This window comes from Marinilabiliales bacterium (genome assembly GCA_007695015.1).
In the GTDB taxonomy this organism is placed as follows: Bacteria; Bacteroidota; Bacteroidia; order Bacteroidales; family PUMT01; genus PXAP01.
In genome coordinates, this window is sequence record REEN01000115.1 from 22027 (window position 1) to 36342 (window position 14316).

Consider the following 14316-nt stretch of genomic DNA (forward strand, 5'->3'; position numbering starts at 1 on the left):
TTTTCAGGTATGGAAAGAGAATGGATCATAAAAGAACAGGTTAACAGCAACGAGGCGGATTCACTGGCCGCCGAGCTGAACATAGCCCCATCCCTGGCCAACCTTCTGGTTCAGAGAAACATTAAAACATTCGACCAGGCCAGGGTATTCTTCAGGCCCGAACTGACCGACCTGCATGACCCTTTCCTGATGAAGGATATGGGAATGGCCACCGAAAGGATAATCACAGCGATAAGGAAAAACGAAAATATACTGGTTTACGGCGATTATGATGTAGACGGTACCACATCGGTGGCACTGGTCTATTCATTCCTGAAACTTAACTACCCGAATATTTCTTTTTATATACCAGACAGGTTTTCTGAAGGTTACGGCATCAGCAAAAAAGCAATCGACTTCGCGGCAGACAGCAACGTCAGCCTCATCATTGCCCTGGATTGCGGTATTAAGGCTGTTGAAAAGGTAGCATATGCCAAATCGAAAAATATCGACTTCATCATATGCGACCATCATATGCCGGGCGATACCATACCTGAAGCAGCTGCGATACTCGACCCGAAGCAGCCCGGCTGCAGCTACCCGTTCAGGGAGCTTTCGGGTTGCGGGGTGGGGTTCAAGCTTATGCAGGCGCTGACCATCAACAGTGATTACACCATGGACGAGCTTCTGAAGCTCCTCGACATGGTGGTGGTAAGCATAGCATCGGATATTGTTCCCATCACGGGTGAAAACAGGATACTTGCGCATTGGGGACTAAAACGGTTGAATGATGAGCCTTGTCCCGGACTAAAATCGATCATCAAAATTGCAGGCATCGAAAAAAAGGAGATCACGATCGAAGACATAGTCTTCCGTATCGGCCCCCGCATCAATGCCGCGGGTCGGATGAAGTCGGGAAATACGGCCGTTGAGCTGCTGATCGCACAGGATGACCATCTCGCAAAAGAGATAGGCGGCCTGATAGATGACTTCAACAATAAACGAAAAGATGTCGACAGGGAGATAACCCAGGAGGCCATCAGGATGATAGCGGCCGACAGCGAATATGAAGACCGTAAGTCCACCGTCCTCTTCAACCCCGATTGGAGCAAGGGCGTTATCGGCATTGTCGCTTCGCGGCTGATCGAGACCTATTACCGGCCAACCGTAATACTTACCGAATCGAACGGCCTGGCCACCGGCTCTGCACGGTCAGTTCCCGGCTTCGACATCTACCAGGTGGTTGAGGCCTGCAGCGACCTGCTTGAGAATTTCGGGGGACACATGTATGCGGCCGGAATGACCATGAAGATCGGGAATGTGGAGACCTTCCGAAAGCGTTTTGAAGCGCTGGTTAGCGGCAGTATCACACCCGACCAGCTATCTCCGAAGATAGACCTCGATGCGGTGATCTCCATAAAGGAGATCGACGACAGGTTCTGCCGTATCCTGCAACAGTTCCAGCCATTCGGACCCGAGAACACCTCACCGATCTTTTTGGCCCGCAACCTGGTGGCAGGCCCCAACATAAAGATCGTGGGGCCCACAAGGGAGCACCTTAAGATGGAGGTCTTCAGCGAAGACGCCCCCGGTCATATTTTCCAGGCTATAGCTTTCCACCAGGCAGAGCACTATAAGCTCATAAGCTACGGCATACGCTTTGACGCCTGCTTCACCGTCGAAGAGAACGTCTTCAGGGGCGCCTCAACCTGGCAACTCAACATAAGAGACATCAAAACCCGGGAGGACAGCTGATATTTCCATCATACCTTAACCGGACAAATCTGTTTGAAATGCCCCGTCAGCCCGGAGATGTTCAATGCGCAGATTATATGCACACTTTCCTGAACCGGATCACCACCGTATCCTCACCTGCACCTTCAGCTCCGAGCGCCTGTTCCCGTTTATCTCGTTAAGTCCGGTACCTATGGTCTCCCTCTCCGGCAGCATGGTCAGGGCATACCTGATCCACAAATCGGTGCGGGGCCCTGCGCTGTAACGGGTCATCAGGTATGTGCGAAAACCCTTGTCGTAGTAGGCGGGAATAGAAAAGGCATAAAGCACGTCGTTCTCATAGGCAAATATCCGTGCATCATAGCTGTCGGTGCTGAACAGCCCGTACCTGAATGCGAACGACAGTGGAATGCCGGCCGGCCTGTACAGAACGTCCTGGTAAAGGAGATATCCCCTTTCGGGGGAACGGGACTCCCTCCTGTAAAGCGACATCTCGGCCCTGTTCCTCAACTCAAGTGTTGAAGAAACAAAATAGCCGATATGGTAACGCAGCCTGGTAATACCCGCATCTTCGAGCACCCTTGTCTCGTGATGGCCTGCCGGGAAATTGACGGGTTTGAACTTGTGCCTGAAGCTCCAGTACATATGAAGGCTGCGCGAATGGCTGAAATCTGCCTGCACGAAATACTCAACCCCCGACGAGGGTGCGTGGGCAGTGTACCTGGCCCACGGGAAAGAGAAAATATCTGTATAGGCAGAGACCTTCCACCGCCGGTACGGATGTATCACCACACCGGCGTACAGCCCCCTCTCGTTGGCTGTACGTGTATTCTCCCTGAAACCGTTGCTGAAATATGCATGGTAGTTACGGTCATACCTCCTGTAAAGGAGAGAGAGGCTGAGACGGGGAGCCGGCGTTGAAGTCGCCCCCGCCAGGAATGCCTTACCACCGCTGCTGCTCATGGCACCCTCGCCGAAAAACATCACAGGGCCGGCCGAAAACTGGTAATCAATACCACCGGTCATATTGCTGCTTCCCCTGAAATCAAACTGGTTATAGTGTCTCACGGGAGGGTTGAGCACCGCATCATATTCAAGGCCCATAACAGTCGCACCAACCCTGAAGAGACGGTGGTTGTAGTTAAGGTTCCCTCCCATGATGGTCTCGCCGAGGATGTTCTTTCCCGCCATCTGCGAAGGGGTTGCATGCAGTCCGCTGTTCTGAAGCGCTGATACCTCAAGTATTCCTCCATCTTCATCAATGGCCGAAACCGAGGCATCGATCTTTTTTCGGGAGGCAAACAGGGTGCCTTCGGCTCCCTCACCGAGGCGCAGGGTGATGCCGCCGCCCCTGAAGAACATGTTCTCATCGGTCGAAGAGTAGCTCTGCAGTCCGCGCGGACTCTTCCTGATGGCAAGTGTATTGGAGGACTTGCCAAAGGCAAGGCCCGACCACAGCACCAGTCCCTGCCCGAAACTGGCCTGGTAATCACCGAGAGTAATGGTTTTCACCCTGCCAAGGTCGTTGAGCTGCAGGTGGAAGGTATGATAATCGAAGCCATAGGGGTTGCTGCCCCTCAGAAACTCTTCACCGGCATCCTTCTCAGCCACAAAGCCTGCCTGTACCTGGTTCCGGTAGTTGAACCGGTAACGGGTGTATGCTTTAAGCGGACTTCCAAGGTAGCGGGAGTTGGGAGCGGCGGCAAGCTCCTCTTCGGTTGCCGGCGCATATCCCCTCTGCTGTTGCAGAACCTGCTGGGCACGGACAAAGAGCTGGTGCCTGCCGTGCCTCAGCGCAGCTGAAGGCGAGAGGCTGATAACAGGCATCGCCTCCTCAACCGTCACAAAAGGGAGTATCTTTCTTATCTCATCGTACGAGAAACCCTCAATATACTGTAGTTCAAATAATGATGCCAGCCGGCCCCTTTCCCTGCGATACCGTAAAAGGTTTGCCATCTGCAGTTCATTGATAAAAAAGAGGCGGCGCAGCTCCTCCTCACCGGCGCTGTTCAGATCGACCGGATACCTGAGGAGATTGAGAAGTTCGTCATAGACACTTTCAAGGTCTGTGTCAAACTCATCAACGGCTGCCAGCTCCTCTATCAGCTCCTCAATAATTCTGAAAGGATCCTGCTCCTGTCCGCCGGCAGGCAAAAATAATAAGATCAATATCAGGCTGATCAGCAAGCCTCTCATCAGAATATATAACTGAGTGAAAAATGCGGTGTCAGCCCCAGCACCTGGTGGCCGGTAAAGGCAATATCTGCCACCAGTCCCCCAAAACCATAGCCTATCCCGAATGACGGCTGCACAGGGTCGGATATTATACCGGTACGGAGCCACAGCGATTCAAAAAGTCCCATCTCCAGCCCCCCTTTCAGGACCATCCTGTTGTCAAGATCCTTTTCGGCCTCGGCGGCAGCCAGCAGGCTTTCCGACAGGTACCCGGATACCCCGAACCTCAGAACCGTGGGCAGCGGCTCTCCGTAATAGGTATACCTTGTGGCCCTGGTGGGGTTGTAAATATGCGCGGCAACGAACAGTCCGTCCACAGGCTCGGCTATAAACCCTCCTTCGACGGTAACATTGCCCGCATACCCGTAATCTCCGGCAATATAGGTATGCAGGTAATTAACCTGCAATCCGGCCGAGAACCTCTCCCCGAACCCCCGGCCGAATGCCAGTCCCAGTTTGCTCTCATAATATTTGGTAAATCCGAAGTAGGTATAGCTTACACCGATGGTCCCCGGCCTGAAAGGCAGGGCTGCCGCAACGGCCTGGAGCCCGAATTCGGGGACAAGGAACCTGTTCTCATGATGAAAGGCGGCCTGGAAAGACCTCAGTCCTGCCAGTCCTGCCTGGTTATGTTGCACCGACCAGATGTCGCCAACTGCCACGAATGCATTGCCCATTGCTGCCGGACGGCTGCCAAGCGGATAATTTTCATTCCCCGAAAGGGGTATAAAGGCAATAAACAGGAACACCGGCAGGGAGAGCCAGGCGGCCCTCCTGCCGGTGCGGCAAGATCTTTGTGCTTTTTTTTTCATTGAATATGTCCCGGTGAAGAAACATATTCAAGTTAGAAAAAATTTTTTAATTTGTCTTGTATTCGAACTTAATTTCTGACAGATCCTTGTTTGCCTTGAGAATCTTCTCCTTCAGTGAGGCCTTGAACCCCTTTACCGTTTCATGGATCTCCGGGTCGCCCGTACCCAGGATCTGGGCCGCCAGGATACCGGCGTTCCTTGCTCCGTCAATGGCAACGGTCGCAACCGGTATACCGGCCGGCATCTGCAGGATGGAGAGGATCGAATCCCATCCGTCGAGTGAATTGGATGAGTTAATGGGTACGCCAATAACAGGCACGGCAGTCAGTGCGGCAATAACGCCAGGCAGGTGGGCCGCACCGCCCGCTCCCGCAATGAAGACGCGTATCCCCCTGTCATACGCCTTCGATGCAAACTCCATCACCTTTTCGGGTGTACGGTGGGCCGAAAGGGCGTTGATCTCAAAAGGAATTTTGAATTCGTTCAGGATCTTTGCTGCCTCTTCCATTATAGGCATGTCTGAAGTGCTGCCCATGATAATGCTAACCTTTGCTTCCATAGTTTCTTATATTTCTTTGTTTTTTGTTATCCCCGGCAACATTCAGGTTACCGGCCGTTGTTATTATTTGAAATTATCTGTAGCTGTTATCCCTTATTTTTTTAATTTCGCAAGATACTTAAAATTTGCAATTCGGAGCAAGTGCTACCGGATCAAAACAGGGCCACAAAAAAAGTTTTACTTTAGCCGCCAACCGTTTACGCGTTCGGATGGCGGCCCCTGAAATCAATATGAACCCGTGTTTCGGCAAAGTCCCCGTTAATGGAAAAAATAAGACTGCACGACAAGGAATTCACAATTTTTTTATCCCCTGCAAAGATACAGGATGCAGTGTCGGAAATGGCCGCAAAGATCAATAATGACCTTGCGGGGAAGAACCCCCTGTTCCTGGGCATACTGAACGGTTCGTTCATGTTCACGGCCGATCTGCTTAAAAAGATTGACATCGACTGCAGCGTCTCATTCATTAAGCTCGCATCTTACTGCGGCGACAGAACCACGGGTACAGTAAAGGAGCTGATCGGGCTGGATGAGGACCTGGACGGCAGGTCAGTGGTAATTCTTGAAGATATCGTCGATACGGGAACAACACTCCAGAGCCTGGTAGCCAGGCTCTGGAAAATGAAACCGCTCGAGGTGAGGATCGCCACCCTGCTTCTGAAGCCCGGTGCATTTTCAGGAGGCGTACATCTTGATTATGTGGGACTGGAAATCCCCAACGATTTTATTGTCGGATACGGACTTGATTATGATCAGCTCGGCAGAAATTTTGAAGGCATCTACAAGGTTTTGCCGGACGGCGACACAGGTTGCAATCACGGCAATTCCGGGGATTAAAACTATATACTGAATATCTGATCAACCATATTTCTAACTTTCAAACACACAAACATGCTTAACATTGTAATATTCGGCCCGCCGGGCGCAGGAAAGGGAACGCAGTCGGAACTGATCATCGATAAGTACAAACTCACCCATCTTTCGACGGGAGATATATTGCGGAACGAGATAGCAAACAAGACGCTGCTCGGACTGGAGGCACAGAAGATCATAGAGAAGGGAGAGCTCGTGTCTGACGATATTGTTATCGGGATGGTAAAGAACAAGATCGAGAGCAACCTCGACGGCAACGGTTTTATTTTTGACGGGTTTCCCCGTACCACCGCGCAGGCTGAGGCGCTGGACAAGCTGCTGGAGGAGAAAGGCACGGCCATATCGGCTATGATATCACTTGACGTAGAAGAAGACGAGCTGGTAAAAAGGCTTCTCAAAAGGGCTGAGGACCAGGGGCGTACCGACGACAACATTGATGTGATCAAAAACCGGATAAAGGTGTACAATGAGGTGACATCGCACGTGTGCAACTACTACGGCAGAAAGGGCAAATACAGTCCGGTTGACGGAACGGGCTCCATCGAAGAGATCTTTGACCGCATATCGGCGGTGATAGACGGACTGGGGAAAAAGAGGCCCTGCTGCGGTTAAGAAATTATCAGCACCGGTATTCCGGCGTTCTGGTATTGCCGGGGACCGGTAATGCGGCGTTCTGGCTTTGCCGGGGCCCGGTAATGCGGCGTTCTGGCTTTGCCGGGGCCCGGTAATGCGGCATTACGGCAGCGCCAAAATACCGGCATTTGTTTAACTTTGCACGGCCTCACTATTTGAGCTAATAACCTTATCAATAACCTGCATGGCCGATACCAATTTTGTCGATTACGTAAAGATATTCTGCCGCTCGGGTAAAGGCGGTGCAGGATCGGTGCATTTTCACAGGGACAAGTTCACCTCAAAAGGCGGGCCCGACGGGGGCGATGGCGGTCGCGGGGGGCATGTTATCCTGCGCGGCAATTCCCATCTGTGGACACTTATTCATCTGAAATACAGGCGTCATGTATTTGCAGAGAACGGCGAGCCCGGCTCTTCGGCCCAGAAGACCGGGGCAAGCGGCAATGACAAAGTGGTTGAGGTCCCCCTGGGAACTGTTGCCAAAGATGCAGAGACAGGCAGGGTGATCTTTGAAATTACCGGGCACGGCGAAGAGAGGATCATGGCAGAAGGGGGAAGGGGCGGACTGGGAAATGTCAACTTTAAAAGCGCCACGATGCAGACCCCCCGTTTTGCCCAGCCCGGCGAGGACGCCGTCGAGGGCTGGTTCATCCTCGAGCTGAAGATACTGGCCGATGTGGGACTGGTGGGATTTCCCAACGCGGGCAAGTCGACACTCCTCTCGGTGGTGTCGGCCGCGAAGCCAAAGATCGCCAACTACCCTTTCACCACGCTGGTGCCCAACCTGGGCATTGTACCATACAGGGACAGCAGGTCATTTGCCATGGCCGACATACCGGGCATCATTGAGGGGGCGCATGAGGGACGGGGACTCGGACTGCGGTTTTTGAGACATATAGAGCGTAATGCCATGCTCCTTTTCATGGTGCCGGCCGACAGTCCCGGCATCAAAAATGAATACGATGTGCTTATCAGCGAGTTGCGCAAGTACAATCCCGAACTTCTCGACAAGGAGAGGCTGCTTGCCGTTACCAAGTCAGATATGCTGGATGAGGAGCTGAAGAACGAGTTGTCGGCCGAACTTGAGAGGGATTTACCCGGAGTACCGAAAATGTTTATCTCTGCGGTAACGGGCGACGGAATAGATAAGCTGAAAGACAGGCTGTGGAAAATATTGAACCGTTAACCTGTTATCAGCAGCTGTGAGCAGAGTTTCATGTCTACCCGGAAGGTTTACGCCCGTGCTGACTCTTGCCTGAACAGTCCGGTCCATGCCGTCAACTTTGGCATGTAAATTGTCGTATGTTTTTCAGATACAACAACCAACAGCCATGTTACCGAAAACAAATACTACCAAAATCAAGCAGCAGCACAGGCGGGGAGCCCTGTTTTCTGCCGCATGGGCGCTGCTGGCAGCAGTTTTATTGCTGCTGCCCTCCTGTTACAAGGGAGAGTACGGCCAGCCGGGACTTGCCTTTGTTGCATTTACCTGGATTGATGACGAGCCCGCCTACATTGAGATCGAAAATGAGTTCATACCCCCGGTGTTTTACTGGGACTGGTTCTACCGGGTCGATCCGGGACTCTATTATATCTATTACGAAGGCGTCCACCGGAGGGGCGGAAGACTTAACCCGTACGCGTGGGAACTGGAATATGAGGTCTGGGAGAACCCGGGCAAAAAGGGTAAACACCCCTGGCAGGTCGGCCCCGACGGACCGGATGCCTATTTTACCATAGAGCTTACACCATTTGGCCCTGAAGTATTCTATGAAGAGGTCTACCCTGAAAAGTCGGCACAACTGGAAGATGAGACTGAGATAATTATGAATAACGGTGATGTCATCATAATTGAAAAACAAAACAAAAACCACACCCTGAGGCTCACCTACAGGAAGGTGGCGCCCCGGAATGACAGCAACCAGTAAAGGCAATTATCACTCCATATACAGCACCACCTATCTGATCCGGGCCGGGCAGGCCCGGAAAAAGCCCTCAGATCCCGAGCCGGTAAAACCCTGCATAAAAGATGTACCTTCCGGTGATCTCTGCCACAAAGACCAGTGCAAGCGCGACAAGAAGATATCTCCTGAACGACCTGTCACCCCAGGCTGAGGGCACAGCAAGGCGGAACAGGATCATTCCCGTACCTGCAGTAAGCAAGAGGTAATACAGGATATCCATCAGAAGCGGCAGATCCCTGGGTGGAAATGCAGCCTGTCCCGGATCGGGCGCGGGCCCTGAACCGGTCACAACTCTTACCACAAAAGCAACCGCCATCAACCAGCCAAGCCCCCTGAGATACCGGTAATTGGCTGAATTACCAGGATCACCGGAATGAAGGGATGCTATAATGCAGAGCAGGACAGGTACCCCCGTCAGCAAGCCGCTTGCATAGAAAACAAGCAGGGTGCCACCTCTATTCCATGCCGGTACAGAGGGTATCATATACAGCCTTGCCATGGTAAAGACCATGATTAACCCCGCAAACACAGCAAGCCACAGCATTGTACGGTTGACCGCCTCAACGGCAAGGCCCTTTCGCATCAAAAACCACCATAGCAGCAACAGGAAGCTGAAGACAGACACCATGAGTATTTCACGGCTCAGCCAGGAAGTGCGGAGGTTTGAAAGCGCATAAACAGCCCTCAGGGGTGAGCCCAGGTGGAAAAACGAGAAGAAAAGGGCCGCAGCCATCAGCAGTAATGCAACACCCGCTGCACTTACCCTCACCCTGCCGTAAACGATCCTGGCTGCCGGCTGCTTCACAAAAGAAAGAACCAGCAAGGCAAACACAATGCCGAAGGCGGCCTGTGCAAAAACGGTAAAAAATATCAGCGACCAGTCCACCGAAAAAGTCATACTACCTCCTCCCTGTTATTGATGTCAAGTTTCTCCCTTGCCGCCTTCCTGGCATCCTTGTGAGGCTTTACCACCAGCGCCGGATTGGTAATCGACGGGTCGGGCAGGGGGTACATTGACGGGGGATCCATCAGAACGTCCCTTATCTTATAGAGATCGTCTGCATCAAGAACCCTCATCGGGCATGCCGAAACGCATGCAGGCGGCTTGCCCTGCTCAATATAGTCGGCGCACATGGTACACTTTGTAATCACGCCCTTCTCACGGTCATAGAAAAGTGCGCCGTAGGGGCAGGTCCACTCGCAATAGCGGCATCCCATGCACCTCTTCTCATCAATCAGGACCAGTCCGTTACCGTTCCTGTAAATAGCCTTATTCGGACAAGAGTTCATGCACACCGGGTTAAGGCAGTGATTGCACGCCATTGAAATGTAGTACGAATAGATATCGGGCACCCATGCCTTACCCTCCCGCCGCCAGTCGCCGCCGGCAACCTCATAAACCCTTCTCCACAACATGCCCTTTTTCAGGTCATGCTTGTCCCTGCAAGCCACCTGGCAGGTCTTGCAGCCCGAACAGGCTGTGGAGTCAAAATAAAATGCAAGCTGCCTCGTCATAAATTAATCCTTTATAATAGCAAAACAGATATTGCAAATATAGTTAACTTATTTTTTCACCTTTATCAGCCAGGCAACGAGCCCCGACTTACCAATCCGAATTTCATTTAAGATTATCCAAATTAAAATATTATCAACTAAATTTGTAATATGCCGGATGCCAATAAATACAATCATGGATAAAACAACAATAGAAGAAGTTATCGGTTATTTGAAGCAATCACTTCTTGATCATGGCATCAGGGTCGAGTCAATAATTCTTTTCGGTTCAGCCCTCAAAGGCAAAATTGATCCCGGCAGCGATATCGATCTGATTGTGATTTCTCCTGATTTCAGGAACATTGATATTTTTGAAAGAGCCAGAATAACCATGAGTCCCGAAATAGAAACTTTGAGAAAATTTCTGGTCCCGATGGATATAGTAAATCTTTCACCGGAAGAGTATCAGGAGTCGAATATGAAGTATTTTAAAAGCAGGGTTGTTGCTTGATACCTGCCCATTATGTAAATTGTTTATCGGCTAATATGCCGATATTTTAATCATCACCCCTCTTTCCTTACCTCCACCATTATGGTGTGCTGAGCATTGCCGAATGCCAGCGGCGTCCACCTGTGCGAAGTCAGCACGTTGACACATCCGCGCCGGTCAATGCCGTTCTCATCAGGCTCCCACCATGCCCCCTGCGGTATGTTCACCACTCCCGGCATTATTTTCGGGGTCAGCCTGCACGGGATGACCATTTTCCCACGTTCGTTCCACACCATCACCTTGTCGCCATCCCCGATCCCCCTCTCTGCGGCATCCAGCGGGTTGATGAACACCCTCTGCGGGAACGCCTCATTGAGCCAGTCGACGTTATCGTGTGTCGAGTGCACCCTCTGCATGTAGTGGTGACCGATAGCCTGCAGGGGGTAATCTTTGCTTTCTTCCCCGAAAGGGCTTTCCCATTCCTGTATATATTTCGGCACAGCCGGAATTTCAGATGGATTTCCCATTCTGAACAGCCTCTCCGAGAATATCTCAATCTTTCCCGTCGGGGTGTTCAGGGGATGCTTTCGCGGATCTTTACGGAAATCGGCCATCGCCACCTTCGGCTGGGTTACCGGCACGCTGTACACCCCGGTGTTCTTCTCCTCCAGCTCATCGAGCGACGGTATGTCGGGGAACCGGGTATTACGGTAGCGCTCAACGGCCCATTCTATCCAGCCCCTCTCGGTGCGCCCCTCGGTATACTGCTCCCGTACCCCGAACCTTTCGGCCAGTCCGGCGCAGATATTGTAATCGCTTTTCGTTTCATGCGGGGGTTTGGCAATCTGCGGCATGATGATCACCTCGTCGCCGTATTTCCACCCGTCTTCCAGACCCCAGCTCTCAAACTGGGTGCAGACCGGCAGCACCAGGTCGGCGAACTTTCCCGAGGGGGTCATGAACTGGTCCTGGAAGGCAATGAACTCAACCAGGTTCTCATCGGCCAGTATCTTTGCAGTCCGGTTCACATCAGAGTGCTGGTTGATCAGAATATTGGACGCCACACACCATATCAGCTTCACATTGCTCTCCAGCCTCTCCACTCCCCGCAAACCCTCAGAAGGCCCCATTTCAGTCCCCCGCAGAATCGCTTCGGTCCACAAAAACACAGGAATACTCGCCGTTACAGGGTTGCGGCCGGTGGGGAACACGTTCCAGAAGGGCCCGCCGTCATCGGCCTGCAGAGCGATGCCGCTGGCCCATCCGCCGGGAATGCCGACATTGCCCGTTATGGCCGCCAGCACGCACCCCGCCAGCACCGGCTGCTCGCCGTATGCACGCCGCTGCATGCCATAACCCTGGTACAGCACGGCCGGTTTGGAGCTGCCGTATTCGCGGCCTATACGTTCAATGGTAGTCGCAGGTATGCCCGTTATCGCCTCTGCCCACTGCGGTGTCTTGGGGATGCCGTCGCGGGTGCCGAAGATGTAGTCATGGTAGCTCTCCTCGTTTTCACAGCCCGGCGGCATGTGGCTTTTATCGAAACCGATGCAGCACCGGTCAATGAAATCCTTGTCATGCAGGTTCTCAGAGATGATAACATAAGCCATGGCGCTCATCATCGCAACGTCGGTGCCGGGCCTGATGGGTATCCACTCGTCGGCCAGCGATACTGCGCTCATGGTCATCTGCGGGTCGATGCAGACAACACGGGCCCCGTTCTCCCTGGCTTTCTTAATGAAAAAGTCGCTGTTGGTGCCGTCGCGCATCTCGGCCGGGTTCCACCCCCACATGATGATAAATTTGCTGTTCACCCAGTCCTGCCTCTGGTTGCCGGTCACCGACGTCCCGTAAACGTAAGGTGTAGCCCTGCTTATGCATGCCCAGCTATAGGAGTTGTAGTAACCAAGGGAACCCCCCAGCAGGTTCATCAGCCTTGCTGCCGTCTGCCTGCCGCCCACCTGGTTATAGCTTCCTGTGCCGTATGGCACCAGTATCGCCTGGTTACCGTATTTTTCCCTGACACGCTCTATTTGCGAAGCAAGGATGTCATATGCCTCATCCCAGCTTATCCTTTCAAATTTCCCCTCGCCCCTTTTGCCGGTTCGTTTCATGGGGTATTTGAGCCTGTCGGGGTGGTACTGCCGGCGCCGGTATGCGCGGCCCCTTATGCAGGCCCTGAGCTGCGGGTCGGCCAGCGTATCGCCGGGCCGGTCATCAGTCTCAATCCTTATTATCTTCTCTTCTTTTACGTGTAGTGTGAGTACGCACCTGCCGCCGCAGTTGTGTGCCGGGCATCCCGCACGAATTATCTTCACCCCGTCAACCTCATCAACCAGCACCGGGGTATGCCTCTCCAGCTCCCTGATACACCCTGCCAGCGGTCCCCCAACCACGAGTCCCCCGCCCAGCAGCGCCCCCATCTTCAGGAAGCAGCGCCGGTCGATCGAAACCTGAGGATTCCCGTTTTCTGGCGAGGCCTGAGCAGGACCCTTATCTGGCAATGCCGGAGAATTCCCGTTATCGGGCGAAGCTTGAGAATGCCCGGTATCGCTTGAATCCGGAAGCTTCCCGTCGCCAACCGAGCCCTTAGGATGCCTGTTACCAACCATGGCTTGACGATGCCTGCTATCAGAAGCCGCACCGGTTTTTCCGGTCTTGCTTATTTTATCAAGTCTTTTATCCACTTAAAATAATCAAGTAAATAATCAATGAATTATAACCTATAAATGAAAAATTCATTGCTTTTTGTGAAACCCAGCATAAAGGGGATTCATATCTAATCCTCTTTTTAAAACCTATAAGACTATTACACCGATTTTATTCCAGGCGTTATAAAAAAGCGAAATGAATATAACTTGTATATCATGTTGGTAACTGTAGTATTTTATGCTATTTTGAAATCTCCGTCCTGCAATTCAACATTAAAATTGACCTTGGCTTGTAAGGCGTTAAAAACTTTCAGAATTGTCGCTATGGTTACATTTTTTGCATTTCTTTCAATTCTGGAAATCTGTGATTTTTGAACGCCAATCATTTCTCCCAGTTCTGATTGGGTGAGATGTCTTTCCTTACGTGTTTGCCTTATCATTTCACCTAAAAGGTCAAGTCTCAACTCATACTCGTATATATCTCTTTTTTCTGTTCCGACTTTCCCAAGGTGTTTATCTTTCAATTGGTCAAGGGAATAAGTTTTCATTTTTTTTGACTTTTCCATGATTTCTTATTTTTTGTTTTTCTGTTCAAAGTAGAGTCTCATTATCCCTCGTGCCTTTTCAATTTCTTTCTTAGGCACTTTGTGGGTTTTCTTAATAATTCCGTGTGTTGCAATAACCAAGGTTTCACTGTTATCTTCTTTATCCCAGAAAGCAAAAATTCGATAGTGTAAATTTGAATATTTAGTACGTAACTCCCAGATATCCGTTTCCAATTTTTTGAAAAGTTCAGGATCATTCTCATACTTCGATTTGTCAATATTGTAAATGATCTTATCCTTAACTTTTTCATCCAAAGTATCAAAAAACTCCCACACTTCTTCAAGTA

14 protein-coding genes are annotated in these 14316 nt (G+C 51.5%); 6 read left to right on the forward strand and 8 right to left on the reverse strand.

What is annotated here, in order from left to right; translation table 11 throughout:
- The first annotated feature begins 9 nt into the window (after positions 1 to 9).
- Positions 10 to 1734, forward strand: a complete 1725-nt coding sequence (gene recJ / locus EA408_13675) for a single-stranded-DNA-specific exonuclease RecJ (protein TVR68269.1) — start codon at positions 10 to 12, stop codon at positions 1732 to 1734.
- A 99-nt stretch (positions 1735 to 1833) separates the two neighbouring features.
- On the opposite strand, the gene EA408_13680 is transcribed toward recJ, so the two are convergent.
- Genes EA408_13680 through purE form a run of 3 tightly spaced genes read right to left on the reverse strand, consistent with a single transcriptional unit; the run spans position 1834 to position 5319 of the window.
- The gene (locus EA408_13680; protein TVR68270.1) at positions 1834 to 3909 is read right to left on the reverse strand and encodes a helix-hairpin-helix domain-containing protein; all 2076 of its coding nucleotides are present in this window, start codon (positions 3907 to 3909) and stop codon (positions 1834 to 1836) included.
- On the reverse strand, positions 3909 to 4760 hold the full coding sequence (locus EA408_13685; GenBank protein TVR68271.1) for a hypothetical protein: 852 nt from the start codon (positions 4758 to 4760) through the stop codon (positions 3909 to 3911). The genes EA408_13680 and EA408_13685 overlap by 1 nt, the downstream gene beginning before the upstream one ends.
- Positions 4761 to 4806: 46 nt before the next feature.
- Positions 4807 to 5319 (reverse strand): 5-(carboxyamino)imidazole ribonucleotide mutase, encoded by a 513-nt coding sequence (gene purE / locus EA408_13690; protein TVR68272.1) that lies wholly within the window; start codon positions 5317 to 5319, stop codon positions 4807 to 4809.
- A 261-nt stretch (positions 5320 to 5580) separates the two neighbouring features.
- Between purE and hpt the strand changes: the two genes are divergently transcribed.
- From hpt to EA408_13710, 4 genes are all read left to right on the forward strand, one after another.
- Positions 5581 to 6156: a hypoxanthine phosphoribosyltransferase gene (hpt, locus tag EA408_13695; GenBank protein ID TVR68273.1), complete on the forward strand. Its 576-nt coding sequence runs from the start codon at positions 5581 to 5583 to the stop codon at positions 6154 to 6156.
- A gap of 54 nt (positions 6157 to 6210) precedes the next feature.
- Entirely contained in the window at positions 6211 to 6804 is a 594-nt protein-coding gene (locus EA408_13700) for an adenylate kinase (GenBank protein TVR68274.1), read from the forward strand.
- A gap of 205 nt (positions 6805 to 7009) precedes the next feature.
- Positions 7010 to 8011, forward strand: coding sequence for a GTPase ObgE (obgE, locus tag EA408_13705; protein TVR68275.1), 1002 nt, complete (start codon positions 7010 to 7012; stop codon positions 8009 to 8011).
- A 145-nt stretch (positions 8012 to 8156) separates the two neighbouring features.
- Positions 8157 to 8753 (forward strand): hypothetical protein, encoded by a 597-nt coding sequence (locus EA408_13710; GenBank protein ID TVR68276.1) that lies wholly within the window; start codon positions 8157 to 8159, stop codon positions 8751 to 8753.
- Between the two features lie 67 nt (positions 8754 to 8820).
- On the opposite strand, the gene EA408_13715 is transcribed toward EA408_13710, so the two are convergent.
- Entirely contained in the window at positions 8821 to 9687 is an 867-nt protein-coding gene (locus EA408_13715; GenBank protein TVR68277.1) for a hypothetical protein, read from the reverse strand.
- A complete protein-coding gene (locus tag EA408_13720) occupies positions 9684 to 10304 on the reverse strand; it encodes a 4Fe-4S ferredoxin (GenBank protein ID TVR68278.1) in 621 nt (206 codons plus the stop codon). Before EA408_13720 ends, EA408_13715 begins: the two co-directional genes overlap by 4 nt.
- A 157-nt stretch (positions 10305 to 10461) precedes the next feature.
- On the opposite strand from EA408_13720, the gene EA408_13725 reads away from it, so the two are divergent.
- Positions 10462 to 10794 carry a nucleotidyltransferase domain-containing protein gene (locus tag EA408_13725; protein ID TVR68279.1) on the forward strand — a complete coding sequence of 111 codons (333 nt, stop codon included), beginning with the start codon at positions 10462 to 10464 and terminating at the stop codon, positions 10792 to 10794.
- A 53-nt stretch (positions 10795 to 10847) separates the two neighbouring features.
- On the opposite strand, the gene EA408_13730 is transcribed toward EA408_13725, so the two are convergent.
- The 3 genes from EA408_13730 to EA408_13740 all read right to left on the reverse strand — a co-directional run bounded on the left by EA408_13730 (position 10848) and on the right by EA408_13740 (position 14305).
- Entirely contained in the window at positions 10848 to 13385 is a 2538-nt protein-coding gene (locus EA408_13730; protein ID TVR68280.1) for a dimethyl sulfoxide reductase subunit A, read from the reverse strand.
- A 275-nt stretch (positions 13386 to 13660) separates the two neighbouring features.
- Positions 13661 to 13972 carry an XRE family transcriptional regulator gene (locus tag EA408_13735; GenBank protein ID TVR68285.1) on the reverse strand — a complete coding sequence of 104 codons (312 nt, stop codon included), beginning with the start codon at positions 13970 to 13972 and terminating at the stop codon, positions 13661 to 13663.
- Between the two features lie 24 nt (positions 13973 to 13996).
- The gene (locus EA408_13740) at positions 13997 to 14305 is read right to left on the reverse strand and encodes a type II toxin-antitoxin system RelE/ParE family toxin (GenBank protein TVR68286.1); all 309 of its coding nucleotides are present in this window, start codon (positions 14303 to 14305) and stop codon (positions 13997 to 13999) included.
- Positions 14306 to 14316: the final 11 nt, after the last annotated feature.